12 protein-coding genes are annotated in these 13,215 nt (G+C 63.4%); 7 read left to right on the top strand and 5 right to left on the bottom strand.

What is annotated here, in order from left to right:
• Positions 1-117 precede the first annotated feature (117 nt).
• The gene (locus ACY693_RS06720; protein WP_462321061.1) at positions 118-297 is read right to left on the bottom strand and encodes a PLDc N-terminal domain-containing protein; all 180 of its coding nucleotides are present in this window, start codon (positions 295-297) and stop codon (positions 118-120) included.
• Positions 298-338: 41 nt separating this feature from the next.
• Between ACY693_RS06720 and ACY693_RS06715 the strand changes: the two genes are divergently transcribed.
• The 3 genes from ACY693_RS06715 (at position 339) to ACY693_RS06705 (ending at position 4,367) form a co-directional block, all read left to right on the top strand.
• A complete protein-coding gene (locus tag ACY693_RS06715) occupies positions 339-1,277 on the top strand; it encodes a diacylglycerol/lipid kinase family protein (protein WP_462321060.1) in 939 nt (312 codons plus the stop codon).
• A gap of 195 nt (positions 1,278-1,472) precedes the next feature.
• Positions 1,473-2,870 carry a Si-specific NAD(P)(+) transhydrogenase gene (gene sthA, locus ACY693_RS06710; RefSeq protein WP_462321059.1) on the top strand — a complete coding sequence of 466 codons (1,398 nt, stop codon included), beginning with the start codon at positions 1,473-1,475 and terminating at the stop codon, positions 2,868-2,870.
• A gap of 9 nt (positions 2,871-2,879) precedes the next feature.
• On the top strand, positions 2,880-4,367 hold the full coding sequence (locus ACY693_RS06705; RefSeq protein WP_462321058.1) for a 2Fe-2S iron-sulfur cluster-binding protein: 1,488 nt from the start codon (positions 2,880-2,882) through the stop codon (positions 4,365-4,367).
• A 167-nt stretch (positions 4,368-4,534) separates the two neighbouring features.
• Here the strand turns inward: ACY693_RS06705 and ACY693_RS06700 are convergent, their stop codons facing one another.
• From ACY693_RS06700 to ACY693_RS06690, 3 genes are all read right to left on the bottom strand, one after another.
• Complete coding sequence (locus ACY693_RS06700) at positions 4,535-4,723, bottom strand: hypothetical protein (RefSeq protein ID WP_462321057.1); 189 nt, start codon at positions 4,721-4,723, stop codon at positions 4,535-4,537.
• A 547-nt stretch (positions 4,724-5,270) separates the two neighbouring features.
• Positions 5,271-6,542, bottom strand: coding sequence for a helix-turn-helix domain-containing protein (locus ACY693_RS06695; protein WP_462321056.1), 1,272 nt, complete (start codon positions 6,540-6,542; stop codon positions 5,271-5,273).
• An 11-nt stretch (positions 6,543-6,553) separates the two neighbouring features.
• Positions 6,554-7,213 carry a hypothetical protein gene (locus ACY693_RS06690; RefSeq protein ID WP_462321055.1) on the bottom strand — a complete coding sequence of 220 codons (660 nt, stop codon included), beginning with the start codon at positions 7,211-7,213 and terminating at the stop codon, positions 6,554-6,556.
• Positions 7,214-7,644: 431 nt separating this feature from the next.
• Between ACY693_RS06690 and phnD the strand changes: the two genes are divergently transcribed.
• The 4 genes from phnD to phnE (ACY693_RS06670) all read left to right on the top strand — a co-directional run bounded on the left by phnD (position 7,645) and on the right by phnE (ACY693_RS06670) (position 11,611).
• Positions 7,645-8,628 (top strand): phosphate/phosphite/phosphonate ABC transporter substrate-binding protein, encoded by a 984-nt coding sequence (phnD, locus tag ACY693_RS06685; protein WP_462321054.1) that lies wholly within the window; start codon positions 7,645-7,647, stop codon positions 8,626-8,628.
• Between the two features lie 150 nt (positions 8,629-8,778).
• Positions 8,779-9,831, top strand: a complete 1,053-nt coding sequence (locus ACY693_RS06680) for a phosphonate ABC transporter ATP-binding protein (RefSeq protein WP_462321053.1) — start codon at positions 8,779-8,781, stop codon at positions 9,829-9,831.
• 15 nt (positions 9,832-9,846) lie between these two features.
• Positions 9,847-10,713 carry a phosphonate ABC transporter, permease protein PhnE gene (gene phnE, locus ACY693_RS06675; RefSeq protein WP_462321052.1) on the top strand — a complete coding sequence of 289 codons (867 nt, stop codon included), beginning with the start codon at positions 9,847-9,849 and terminating at the stop codon, positions 10,711-10,713.
• A 91-nt stretch (positions 10,714-10,804) separates the two neighbouring features.
• Positions 10,805-11,611: a phosphonate ABC transporter, permease protein PhnE gene (gene phnE / locus ACY693_RS06670; protein WP_462321051.1), complete on the top strand. Its 807-nt coding sequence runs from the start codon at positions 10,805-10,807 to the stop codon at positions 11,609-11,611.
• Between the two features lie 5 nt (positions 11,612-11,616).
• On the opposite strand, the gene ACY693_RS06665 is transcribed toward phnE (ACY693_RS06670), so the two are convergent.
• On the bottom strand, positions 11,617-13,215 hold a 1,599-nt coding region (locus ACY693_RS06665; protein ID WP_462321050.1), incomplete at its 5' end, for a cytochrome c3 family protein.

Genomic DNA, 13,215 nt, shown 5'->3' with positions numbered 1-13,215 from the left:
AGCTGATGTCCGAGCGTCCATCATCTTGAACGCATTCGGATCGACTGGCCGGTCGTCTGATACTTCGTGGCGACGCCAAACGGCGCACCCACCGCTCAGCTCAGACTAACGAGCAGCTCAGCTCGGGCCAAAGAGCAGCCAGAGGATCAGGCCGAGGAGCGGGAGCAAGAGGATCACACCAATCCAAAGCACCTTGGCCAAGGTGCCGGCACCGCTCTGCACGATCTTGACAAAGGCATAGATCACGATGATTAGATGCAACAACCCGAGCAGGCCACCAACTTCAATGCCGACCACGTCATTCTCTCCCGTCGATCGAAAACCTCTAGCATTAAACCATGTCCCAGGCCGTCATTGTCGTCAACCCTCAAGCCGGCGCCGGCGCTGCTCGAGTCTCTGCCCTCAGCGAGCAGCTCAGTGGCCGCCTGGTCGCTCAGGGCATGAGTCTGAAGAAGATTGCCTTCGGAGATGACGAGCGCGCATTGCCCTCCTGGCAGCAGCGCTTGCAAGCGGCGCTCGAGATAGAAACCACGCAGGTCTTTGTGCTAGGCGGCGATGGCACCCTGCTCGCCGTCGCCTCCCAGTTGCTCGGGCGCGAGGTGCCGCTCGGCATCATCCCTCTCGGCACCGCCAATCTGCTCGCGCGGGATCTGGACATCCCGCTGCGCCCCGAGACCGCCGTCGAGGTCCTCACCGACAGGCCCATCGTCAAGGCAATCGATGTCGGCAGCGTCAACGGTCAGCTGTTTCTCTGTGCCTCGATGATCGGCCTGACCACAGCGCTCGCGCGCACCCGCGAGGCGGTGCGCGGTCGCGGACCTTTCCAGGCCGTCGTGCGGTTCATCCGCAAGGCGCTCCTGCTGCTGTGGCGCTATCCCTATCACCGTCTGCGCATCCAGATCCATGGTGAGCACCTCAGGGTTGAGACGCGGGCGCTGGTGATCACGAACAACCCGATCGGCTCAGCGGTGCGCCCTTATCCCCATCGGAAGCGTCTTGACTCGGGCCTACTCGGCCTCTACGGGGTGCACCAAGGTCCGTTGTGGGAGCTGCCGCGGCTCGCGCTGCGCCTGCTGCACGGCGACTGGGCACAAGATCCGCGCATCTTTCAGCAGCAGGCGCGCAGACTGCGCATTGAGACCCGCCAGGAGCGCGAGCTGGTGATCATGAACGATGGCGAGCGCCTGCGACTCAAGACCCCGCTGCAGTACGAGATTCGGCCGCTTGCCCTGCAGGTGCTAACGTCCAACGATGATCGGTCCGCTCAGAGCGTCTAGGTTAAGACGGCCGAGCCAGACCGGCCAAGCCAGAGCAGCCGAGCCAGAGCAGCCGAGCCAGAGCGGCCAAACCTAACCGGCTGGGCTGACGGCCTATGCTAACCTGAGGGCCCTCGGCTCGGCCTTCCCCGCTGAGTCTGTCCGCCATAGTATTTCCGGTAAGGCGTGTCCGCAGCGCGCCAAGGTAGAGGCAGTATGGCAGTACGAACCTTCGACAGCATCGTGATCGGCGCCGGCCCTGCCGGCGAAGGGGCAGCGATGAAACTGGCCAAGGCCAAACAGCGCGTGGCGGTGATCGAGGCCCATGATCAGGTCGGTGGCGGCTGCACGCATTGGGGCACCATCCCGAGCAAGGCCTTGCGTCATTCGATCCAGATGCTCGCCGACTATCGACGCAACCCACTGTTCCAACATACCCGCGATCAGGTCGAGGTCGCCTTTCCGGACCTGCTGCGCGCCGCGGACTCGGTCATCGATCAGCAGGTCCAGACCCGCTATCGCTACTATCAGCGCAATCGCGTCGAGCTGTTGTTCGGCCAAGCCCGCTTTGTCGCCCCACACCAGGTCGAGGTGCGCCGTCCGGATGGTGTCATCGAGGAGGTCGAGGCAGCGCATATCGTCATCGCCACCGGCTCCCGCCCCTATCATCCGCCCGATGTCGACTTCAGCCATCCGCGCGTGCTCGATAGCGACTCGATCCTGCGCCTGCCCTACACCCCGCGCAGCCTCACCATCTATGGCGCCGGCGTCATCGGCTGTGAATATGCCTCGATCATGGCCTGCCTGGACGTCAAGGTGAACCTGGTCGACACCCGCGAGCGGCTGCTTTCCTTCCTCGACAACGAGATCACCGACGCGCTCAGCTACCACCTGCGCGAACAAGGCGTCGTGATCCGTCATAACGAGACCTACGAGCGCGTCGAGCCGAGCGAGGACGGCGTCGTCCTGCACTGCCAATCCGGCAAAAAGCTCAAGACCGATGTGCTGCTCTGGGCCAATGGCCGCAGCGGCAACACAGAAGGTCTGGACCTAGACGCGATCGGCCTGACGCCCAATCGCCGCGGCCAGATCGAGGTCGACCAGTCCTATCGCACCGAGATCGAGCACATCTTCGCGGTCGGCGATGTCGCCGGGCCACCGGCACTGGCCAGCGCCAGCTACGACCAGGGCCGCTTCGTCGGCGCCGTGATCGCCGATGGCGAATGCGATTGGTCGCTGATCGACGAATTCCCAACCGGCATCTACACGGTGCCCGAGATCAGCTCCATCGGCCGCACCGAACGCGAGCTCACCGCCGACAAGGTGCCCTACGAGGTCGCCCAGGCCCACTTCAAGAGCATTGCCCGAGCCCAGATCACCGGCCACACGGTCGGCATGCTCAAGCTCCTGTTCCACCGCGAGACCATGGCCATCCTCGGCATCCACTGCTTTGGCGAGCAGGCCTCGGAGATCGTCCATATCGGCCAGGCGATCATGTCCCAGCCCGGCAGCGCCAACAACATCCAATACTTCGCCGAGACCACCTTCAACTATCCCACCATGGCCGAGGCCTATCGGGTCGCGGCCCTGAACGGGCTCAACCGGCTGTTCTAGGCGTCCAAGATGAACGAGCTGCTCAGTCTATCGCGCGCGGCCCGCCTCGCCGGCGTCACCCGTGCCGAGATCCAAAAGCGCATTCGCCATGGCGAGATGCAAACCTTCGAGGGCCAGGTCGCCATCAGCGATCTGCTGCGCGTCTATCCAAGCGTCAGCCTGGAGAAGAGCGGCGACCTCGAGCGGGTTGAGCAGATCAAGGCCGATGCCTTGCCTCGCAGCCACGACGAGGACACCCGCCTGCCCAGTCAGGACGTGTTGATCACGCGCATCAAGGCCCTGGCCGAGGCCCTGGTGCAGCGCGTCGCGCGCGTAGAGGACCTAGAGCAGCTGCTCGACGAGATTCGCGATCGTCTCGATGAGATGTCGTGCAAGAGCCGCGAAGCCGATGCCACAGATGCCTCTCCGAACGAGACCCCGCAAGACCTCAGCGTCTGGCTGCAAGCGCGCCGCGCAGCGCTGGCCGAGACCGCCGTCGAGGCAGCACAAACCCAACTGCTTGCGAAAGACAGCTTCCTGCGCATCATGTCTGCCAGTGTCAAGATGATCCCGTCCGGACACGAGTTCTTCGTCGACGGCAACGAATCCATCCTCGAGGCGGCGGTTCGCTCGGGCCTGCGGCTTAACTACGGCTGCGCGAGCGGCAACTGTGGCGAATGCAAGGCACGGCTGATCACCGGCGAGGTCTATCGGCTGCGCGAGCACGATTATGTGCTCAGCGAGCGCGAGAAGCAGATGGGCTATCTGCTCACCTGCTCGCACACCGCGGTGACCGATCTGCAGCTGGAGGCCGCCGAGGCGCACTCGCCGGCCGATCTACCCGAGCAGGAGATCCAGGCCCACATCCGTAAGCTAGAGCCGCAAGACGAAGGGCTCATGTTGGTGCATGTGCAGACCCCGCGCACCAATACGCTGCGGTTCATGGCTGGGCAGCGCGCGCGACTGAGACTGACGGATGGCCCTGAGCAGGAGTTGCCGATCGCCAGTTGCCCCTGTAACGGTCGCAATCTGCTGTTCTCGGTGCGGCGTGGTGACGACGCCTTCAGCAAGGCGGTCTTCGAGACCCTCAGCGCGCGGCAGTCGGTCACCCTGACCGGACCCTATGGGGACTTCGTGCTGGCTGAGGATGCCACCGAGCCCGCGGTGTTCATTGCGCTCGGCGACGGCATCGCCCCAGTGAAGAGCCTGATCGAGCATGCGGTCTCGATCGACAGCATCGAGGCCTTCCACCTGTACTGGTCAGTCCCTGCGCTGCAGATGCACTATCATCAGCCCTGGTGCCGCGCCCTGCGGGACACACTCGATAACTTCGCCTACACGCCACTCGTCGATGCCGCCTGCGACGACCTACTGGCGCTGCTGGAATCGGATCTCGAGGACCTCAAGACCGCCCGCTACTATGTCGCTGGCCCAAGCAGCGCGATCGAGGCGGTCGCCGAGGTGCTGAGTCGAGCCGGCGTAGCGTCGGAGCGGATTGCGACCGAACGGCTGGACTGAAGGAAGCCGGGCTAGGCCCCAGTCAAGATCAATCTAGGCCCCAGTCAAGATCAATCTAGGCCCCAGTCAAGATCAATCTAGGCCCCAGTCAAGATCAATCCAGCGAAGATGAAGAGGGAGGTGAGGCGCCCGCGATGCGGACAGGTAACGCGGAGCCGTTACCTCACTCAGGCGGCGGCGCTTTCGGCCATCCGCTTCTGCCGTGGCGGCAAGAAGACCGTGCCCTTGCCGAAGCGATTGATCGCCTCGTTGCGCACCCAGCTGGGTGCATCGGCGTAGAACCGCACGTAGGTAAAACCACAGTCACCACGCTCGATGCTGGCGACCCATTCGCTTAGGATTCTGTTCTCGTTCATCAGCACTCCTTTGGCCACTTAGTGGACGTGATCATCACCACTGGCAGCTATCCGTGGCGTGACATCCGTGGCCTGTTCTTGTTTCGAGCCACCCGGCGATCCGCTGGGTGATCGATGGGGCGGGCGGCCAGCCGGGATCAAGCCCCCTTTGGAAGCAGCTGGCCCTCATGCGATATGTCATTGACAGGGCATGCTCGGACGCAACCTCTGCTGACTCTAACCCCAATTCAAACCGGTACGCAACTTCTATTCCGACAACGGCAACGGCCAAAAGATCGCGTCACCAGTGTCTTTTGCGAAGCTCGGGCAGGATCGCGTGACCCTGCACAGGCTCGCTGTCTCTCGCTAAAGGTGGGCGGTCTTACCGGTTGCGAGACACATCCCTCTTGCGGCATCCTTACTTGGAGATCGATCGGTTTGAGCCGGAAGGATTCAACGGAACAGATTCCCGCAACCTCTGAGCCAGCGGACCCGCAGACCACCGCATTGAGCTGCTAGATCAACAGCTACAGGTCATGACCCCCATCAGCAGCATCCGCAAGAGCGCTTAGGCTGAGCCGTGCGGGGATGGGCCTGGGCCAAAGCCTGGTGACGCGCCATTGTGACCAGAACGAGCCTCGAGGTCGCGGCCCGGAAACGGCACCACCGCGGCGCGTCTGTCGCTGGCTGCTCCGTTCTTGAGCTTGGGTGTCGGTAGCATCGCAACCTGCTCGCGGCGATGACTGAGCATGCCTGCGGGTAGGCCAGCCAAAGCCTCGATGTCCTTGGGATTCAAGCGCAGCTGGGCAAGCAGATGCTCCACCGAGAAGCCGCCTTGGGTCAGGAGCAAGCGCATTGAACGCTCCATCAACCGCGGCTGCTCGACGAGCAGGCGCTCGTCCTCAGGCTCGGCCCGCACCCAGCCGCGGGCGCTGATGTACTTGAACAGGCGCCCAGCATGCTCCTCAGAGATCAGCCCGAGATCCTTGCAGCGGTAGATCATGGCACCGATCGAGACGCCCCAGCGTGGCTTAAGGGTGCGAAAGGCCTCGAGCGAGATCTCCGAGAACTCGTTGACGAAGCCATCGGCGGGCATGAGCAATGCGCTGGCGAAGCGATGCGCCTGAGACTCGAGCTCCTTGAACTCGTCGCGCTGCGTCAGCGCACTCTGGTCGACGTGACGATGTAGAACCAGATGCGCAAGCTCGTGAGCGGCATCGAAGCGAGAGCGCACAGCGGTGCGCTTGTCCGAGGAAAGCAGCACGTAGGGCCGATCATCGGCCAGCGACCAGTGCGAGACGCCATCGATGGACGGCGCCGAGAACGAGCAGCGGCCGACGACGAGCCCGGCATTCTCCATCACCAGCAGCATGTCCGGGATCGGCGCACGCCACAGCCCCCAGTGCTCGCGCACCCGCGAGGCGGCTTCCTCGATGTCGCGTTCTTGCAGCAGCTGGAAATCGGGCCCGCCAAGATCGGGAACGTCAGGCTCGGGCAGATCAACCCATTGCTGGAGATCGTGACTAATGCGTTGCAACCAGAGCAGATGCTGCTGGATGCGCTCGCGCGAGCGTTTGGTCGCGTTAGCCATGGAGCGAAAGAAGCGCGGTCGCTCGCCAGCCTCGAAGGCGGTGTTGAGGAAGAAATCACGCGGCACGCGCAGCGCCTGCGCAAGCGCGTTTAGGGCGTCGGGATCAGGCGTCTGTTGCCCTGACTCCCATTTGCTGACGGTCGGCGCGGAGCGCTTTACAGCGGTGGCTAGCGCAACGCGTGTCAGACCGCGGGCAAGCCGCGCCTGGGTGAGCTGGATTGACTGAAAGCCGGGGGTGCGTGCACCCATGGTCGTTACCCTTATTCCTGTGAATGACCTGAAGCCCTGCTGGCGCGGTCTGGATACGGTTGACGGTCGGACTTGAGGACCGGTCGAGCGCGATCGAGCGGCTGCGCGCGACGGTCGGCGTAGGCGGCAAACAGCTGATCAAGGGTCTTGAGCAGATGCCAGCCTTTCAGATCACGTGTCGGCACACCAAAGCCGATGCGCATCGGCAGGGTCTCGTCCTGCTCCGAGCCCGGCTGGGCGGAGAGGACGACGACGATGGAGACGATCCCGGCATTCGGGTCGCACTCATCCCATAACGCGAGCTGCTCGCAGTTGCTGGGATTGTTCTGCGCCAGCGCTTGCTTGTACTCCTTCTCCTCGATTGGGTCGCCCCAGCGATCAACCTTGGCATGGGTGATGAGGAAGTTGCCGCTCATCGCCAGCGCGAAGGCGTGGGTGTTGACCAGCTCATAGCGATAACGCATCGCGACGTCCTCAGCACTAAGCCGAAACGCCTCGCCACGCTCGAAATAGCGTGTGGTGCCAAGCCGCATGCGATGCGCGGGTGTCTCCGGAGGCGTACGCACGGCCTGTTGATGGGCGATCGTGGTACAGGTGCTCATCCGCTCCTCGAGCCGATGGAAGAACTCCTCGGGTATCGCGGCGAGGGCAGATTGAAGCAGATCAGGCATGGCGTCGTCACCTCAGCGTTAGCGGGCGTGCGATCAAGTTTCGCGTAACCTGAGCATAGCGCGAAAAACTTTCGCGTGAAGGCCGGGCGGGTGGTGCTAGCGGCTCGCGAGAGGTGCCCGCGCGGCCTAGCCAGAGATCCGCAGTCCGATGGCGCAAACGAGCGAGACACAGACTACCTGACGATTATGGTCAACGTGACCTTCGCGTCACATTCTAGCCACATAGAATTGATCAGCGGCGAAACCTGATTACAGCCCTGACATGCGCAGGGCGAATGGCCCGCAGGCATTCGGAAAGCGCCCCAGATTTCAAACATTCAAAGACCTGGCAGGCCGACCGTCATCGAAGAGTCATCATTGATCGCTAGCATTCCAGGGTTGTTGGCTACGATCGTTTACTCTCCTCTCAAGCTTACCACCCGAGAACCATGATGCGCCGACCGACCCATCCATCGTCATTGTCTAAGCTGCAAGGGCTAAGCCGCCGCGCGCTGCTCGGGCTTGCCTGTGCCCTCTTTGCAGCACCGCTATTCGCGCTCGATGCGCGCTTTACCGACGCCAACGGCGATTTGGTAGCCGACGCCCCAACCGAGCCTGCCGACTGGATCGAACCAGGCACGCTGGTGTTTGCCTACACGCCGGTCGAGGACCCCGCCGTCTATGCTGAGGTTTGGTCCGAGTTCATCCACCACATGGAGCAGGTCACCGGGAAACGGGTGCAGTTCTTCCCGGTGCAGTCGAATGCGGCGCAGATCGAGGCAATGCGGGCTGGTCGTTTGCATGTGGCTGGCTTCAATACTGGCTCAAACCCACTTGCGGTCAACTGCGCCGGCTTCGTGCCCTTCGCGATGATGGCGGCCGAGGACGGCAGCTTTGGCTACGAGATGGAGATCATCACCTATCCTGGCAGCGGCATCGAGGAGGTCTCCGACATCAAGGGCGGCAAGCTGGCCTTCACCTCCCCAACCTCGAACTCGGGCTACAAGGCGCCGTCAGCGATCCTGAAGGCCGATTTCGATCTGATCGCCGAGCGCGATTTCGAGCCTGTGTTCTCCGGCAAGCACGATAACTCGATCCTCGGCGTCGCCAACAAGGACTATCCAGCGGCCTCGGTGGCCAACTCGGTTCTGCGACGAATGATTGCGCGCGAGGTCATCGAGCCGGAACAGGTCGTCAGCATCTATCAGTCGCAGACCTTCCCGACTACCGGCTATGGCTATGTCTACAACCTGAAGCCCGAGTTGGCGGAGAAGGTGAAAGAGGCTTTCTTCAGCTTCCCCTGGGAGGACTCGAAGCTACAACAAGAGTTTAAGGAGTCCGGCGAGGCCCAGTTCATCCCGATCAGCTTCCAGGAGCACTGGGAGGTGATCCGCAAGATCGATGCGGCGAACGGTGTCTCCTACGCGTGCAAGTAGTCGCGATCGACCTGCGCGGTGGTGGAACGCTGTCGCTCCTGTCTCCTGCCCATGCAAGGAGCGGCGGCGTCGATGTGGCCCGGGCTCAGGCGCGTTCACTGTCGTGCCCAGCGCGGGCGCGGTCCGTCGGCGAGACGTGGCGGAGCGCGCGTGACTGAGCCGGCTGAACGGCCGACGGCGCTGCGTCTGGTCGCTCTGAGCAAGCGCTACCGCACCGGCGATCAGGCGCTAAGCGAGGTCTCGTTGAGCGTACCGGCCGGGCAGGTGCTGGGCCTGATCGGACCCTCAGGGGCCGGCAAATCGACGCTGATCCGCTGCATCAACCGCCTGGTGGAGCCGAGCGCCGGCCAGGTCTTTCTGGGGCCGTCGAGCGGGCCGCCTGTTGATGCCACGGGGGCGACCACGGGCCCGAACAGGGGTGTGCACGAGGGTACGATTGCTGCGACAACGCGCGGCGCCGCAGCTGGTGCCGATCGCGCCGACGCCCCGGGGCGGGAGCTCGAGCTGACCGGGCTCGGTCGCCGCGGTCTGCGCCGGGCACGACGCCGAATCGGCATGATCTTCCAGGAATATGCGCTGGTCGAGCGACTGACCGTGATGGAGAATGTGCTGTCCGGTCGGCTCGGTTATCTGCCCTTCTGGCGCAGCTGGCTGCGCCGCTTTCCGCCCAATGATGTCGCCGAGGCGTTTCGGCTGCTGGATCGGGTCGGCCTCGCCGACCAGGTCAACAAGCGCGCCGATGCGCTCTCCGGCGGCCAGCGCCAGCGTGTCGGCATCGCCCGAGCCCTGGCGCAACGGCCGGACCTGCTGCTGGTCGACGAGCCCACCGCCAGCCTGGACCCCAAGACCTCGCGTCAGATCATGCGGCTGCTACGCGGGGTCTGCGCCGAGGCCGGCACCGGACAGGGCACGGGCACAGCCCCGGGACCTGGGCTGGCAGCGATCGTCAACATCCACGATGTCGCGCTCGCCAAGCAGTTCATGATGCGCGTTATCGGGCTGCGCGCCGGCCGGATCGTCTATGACGGACCACCGGAGGGACTCACGCCAGCGGTGCTGACCAGGATCTATGGCGAAGAGGACTGGGGACCCACGCTCCCAGCCGAGGACGAGGGGCTGTCCACCACCGGGGAGCCGAGCACCAAAGGGGAATCGCAAGGACCACTGCGGCCAACCGATCAGCGCATCGTCGAGGCGCTCTGAGCCCACGCGCGGCCGATGCTCATGACCATGCCGCCCGATGCCCACGCGAGACCGGGACTCAACCTCGAGCACAACACCGGCCCCGAGACCGGCTATCCGCGATACTGGCGCCGCCCGCCGTTGATCGCCGATGCGCGCTTGCGCTGGGTGCTGCTCATCGGCGCGCTCTTGTATCTAACGCTTGGCCTCGGCAGCCTAGACGTGAACTGGGCACGCGCCGCCGACGGCTGGGAGCGCGGCCTACGCTTCCTGGGCGGTTTCTTGACGCCGGACTTCAGCAGCCGCTGGAGCGACATCCAACAGGGCCTGATCGAGAGCCTAACCATGACGCTGACCGCGACCCTAGTCGGCATCCTGATCTCGGTGCCAATCGGCATCGGCGCCGCCTGTAACATCGCGCCGCTGCCAGTCTATCTCGGCTGCCGAGCGATCATCGCCGTCTCGCGCTCGCTGCAGGAGATCATCGTTGCGATCCTGTTCGTCGCGATGGTCGGCTTCGGCCCCCTGGCGGGTTTCCTGACCCTTGCCTTCGCCACCATCGGCTTCCTGTCCAAGCTGCTCGCCGAAGACATCGAGGATATCGACGAGGCCCAAGCCGAGGCGGTGCGCGCGACCGGCGCCTCTTGGTGGCAGGTGCTGAATTACGGCATCCAGCCACAGGTGATGCCACGCCTGATAGGACTCTCGCTGTATCGGCTGGATATCAACTTCCGCGAGTCCTCGGTGATTGGCATCGTCGGCGCGGGCGGTATCGGCGCCACCCTGAATACCGCGCTCGATCGCTACGAGTACGACTCGGCAGCGGCGATCCTGCTGCTGATCATCGCCATCGTGCTGCTTACCGAGTACAGCTCGAGCTGGGTGCGGCGGAGATTGCAATGATCGAGCACGAACACGGCAGCAGGCTCACCGCGACGAAGCCGTCAGGATGCGAACAGACCTTCGGCAACATCACCTCTGCTAAGCGAGCAAAATGACCGCTGCAGCAACCCCAGTCTGGCGTCGGCGTACCCCGCTGCGGGAGCTGTTGCATTGGCTCGGCTGGCTGTTGCTAGTGCTGCTGTTCGTGATCTGCTGGGAGATCATGACGCGAAACCAAATCTGGGCCTTCGTCTGGGATGCCCCGCGTCAGGCCGCCGATCTCTTCTCGCGGATGGTGCCCCCGCGTTGGTCGTACATGGATCAGCTTTGGCGACCACTCTGGGACACCCTGAATATCGCTACCCTGGGCACAGTGATCGCGCTGGTGATCGCAGTGCCCGTAGCCTTCCTGGCCGCCCGCAATACCACCCCAAGCGTCACATGGGTTCGACCGATTGCGTTATTCGTGATCGTCGCCTCACGCTCAGTCAACGCACTCATCTGGGCGCTGCTGTTGGTGACCATCCTTGGGCCGGGCCTGCTCGCCGGGGTGATCGCGATCGCGCTGCGCTCGATTGGCTTCATCGGCAAATTGCTCTACGAAGCAATCGAAGAGATCGACCAAGAGCCGGTCGAGGCAATCCGGGCGACCGGCGCTGGACCGGCGCAGGTACTCGACTACGCCATCGTGCCGCAGATCTTGCCCGCCTTCGCCGGCATCGCCCTGTTCCGCTGGGACATCAATATCCGTGAGTCGACCGTGCTCGGGCTAGTGGGCGCCGGTGGCATCGGGCTGCAACTCAAGGCCTCGGTCGACACCCTTGCCTGGCCGCAGGTGACGCTGATCTTCATCGTCATCTTGGTGACGGTGGTGATAAGCGAATGGGCCAGTGCTCGGGTGCGCCAGCACTTGGTCTGAGTCCCTTACTCGACCTCGATCTCCGCGATGATCTCGTTGGAGGTCAGCTCCTCGATGCGCTCTGCCGGATAGCCGAGTGCGGCGTAGTCGAGGATGCCGTCAGGCTGGTGGCAGGCCTTGCAATCATGGCCCTTGCGCTGGATGCCGTGATTGACCATCAGCGTGCCCATCTGGCGCATCCAGTGCGGCTCGACCTGCGGCCCGAGCTTGCCGTCCTCGACTGGATAGATGGTCTTCCAGCCGTCGACGCCGAAGTAGGCCATGAATTCATCCATCATGTAGAGCTTGAACGGCTCTTGATACATGCGCAGCACGATCGGGTCCTGAACGGCCTTGACCACCGCGGCGCGCGCATCGCCGGTCTCGTAGTAGACCGAGTAGTCGAACGGCAGGATCATGGCGCCAAAGGGCCCCTGGTTGTTCATGTCCTCGTACATCATGGCGTTGAAGGGCTTGAACGGATAGATGCGGCTCTCGCCCTCTTGCATGGCCTCTTTGAGGTTCTCAGACACCATCTTGCGGCGCTTCTCGAGCATCTCGGGGGTCAGCTGTGAGAGCGGGTTGGTGGCCATTTCGACGTAGGCATCGACATCGATATCGGGATACTGCGTCTTCAGCTTCTCGGCGGCTTCGCGCACCGCGGCGATCACGTCCGGGTTGTCGATCCGAGCGATCTGGTTCATCAGCGGGTCATAGCCGCCATCCCCTTCTGGATTACTGCCCAGGGCATTAGCGAGGAAGGTGCCGTTGCCATTGAACCAGAGGTACATCAGGCCTTCGCCCGGCTTGCCCGAGCGGAAGATATCGGTCGGCTCCCAGATGCCCTCCTCAGCGTTCCAGGTTGGATGCACCCAGTCACGCAGGATCACATTGTTATCTTCCAGCTGCGGGATGTGGCAGGTCTCGCAGGCCAGACGGGCCACGTGACCATTGAGCAACGCGCGGTGATCAGAGACGTTATGCGGCGCCTCGGAGTGACAGCTCTCGCAGCTGACCTCTTTTCCGGGTAGATCAGTGGCCACCAGGTCCACACCCTTGCGCCCGCGTGGGATCTTGTGGCCTTCGGGCACATGACAGTCGGTGCACTTGATGCCCGCTGCTGCGTGCACGTCATCTTCCGGGCTGAACGGGTTGCCGCGCTTGGCGCCGCGATGCAGCAGACGCTGATGCTTATCGCCGAGATGTTTCGCGGCGACGTTGTGGATGTAGGCATCACCGCCCATGTTGTGCTGGTGGCAATTCAGGCAGTTCCCGTTGGTGGCCCGCCCGACGGTCATCGCCGCGCGCATGCTCCGGTCCTGATTCCATCTCAGCCCAACCTGATCCTGGATCACGTAGCGCTGATTCATGTCGTATTCCGCTGCGTGGCAGATCAGACAGTCGATGCCTTCCTTCGCCTCATCGGGCACATCACCCACCGGCATCATCTTCTCGGTAGCCGGGTGGTAGTTGCCGCCGATATGGCATTGGCCGCAACCTTCGCTGCGCAGCAACACGCCATCGTTGATCTCATCGCCCGGACCATGGCCGTTACGGCCGACATCCTCGATGGCCAACGAGACACCCTCTACGGTCGGCGGGTCCGATGAGACGGGCGAGGACTC

Source organism: Halochromatium sp. (assembly GCF_054919635.1).
Note: the sequence above shows the minus strand (reverse complement) of the source record. Positions and strands in the feature narration are given on the sequence as shown.

What these genes read in the sequence shown, in the direction of transcription:
- ACY693_RS06715 (WP_462321060.1), top strand. Translation starts at nt 339, where the DNA reads ATGTCCCAGGCCGTCATTGTCGTCAACCCTCAAGCCGGCGCCGGCGCT.
- sthA (WP_462321059.1), top strand. Translation starts at nt 1,473, where the DNA reads ATGGCAGTACGAACCTTCGACAGCATCGTGATCGGCGCCGGCCCTGCC.
- ACY693_RS06705 (WP_462321058.1), top strand. Translation starts at nt 2,880, where the DNA reads ATGAACGAGCTGCTCAGTCTATCGCGCGCGGCCCGCCTCGCCGGCGTC.
- ACY693_RS06700 (WP_462321057.1), bottom strand. Translation starts at nt 4,723, where the DNA reads ATGAACGAGAACAGAATCCTAAGCGAATGGGTCGCCAGCATCGAGCGT.
- ACY693_RS06695 (WP_462321056.1), bottom strand. Translation starts at nt 6,542, where the DNA reads ATGGGTGCACGCACCCCCGGCTTTCAGTCAATCCAGCTCACCCAGGCG.
- ACY693_RS06690 (WP_462321055.1), bottom strand. Translation starts at nt 7,213, where the DNA reads ATGCCTGATCTGCTTCAATCTGCCCTCGCCGCGATACCCGAGGAGTTC.
- phnD (WP_462321054.1), top strand. Translation starts at nt 7,645, where the DNA reads ATGCGCCGACCGACCCATCCATCGTCATTGTCTAAGCTGCAAGGGCTA.
- phnE (WP_462321052.1), top strand. Translation starts at nt 9,847, where the DNA reads ATGCTCATGACCATGCCGCCCGATGCCCACGCGAGACCGGGACTCAAC.
- phnE (WP_462321051.1), top strand. Translation starts at nt 10,805, where the DNA reads ATGACCGCTGCAGCAACCCCAGTCTGGCGTCGGCGTACCCCGCTGCGG.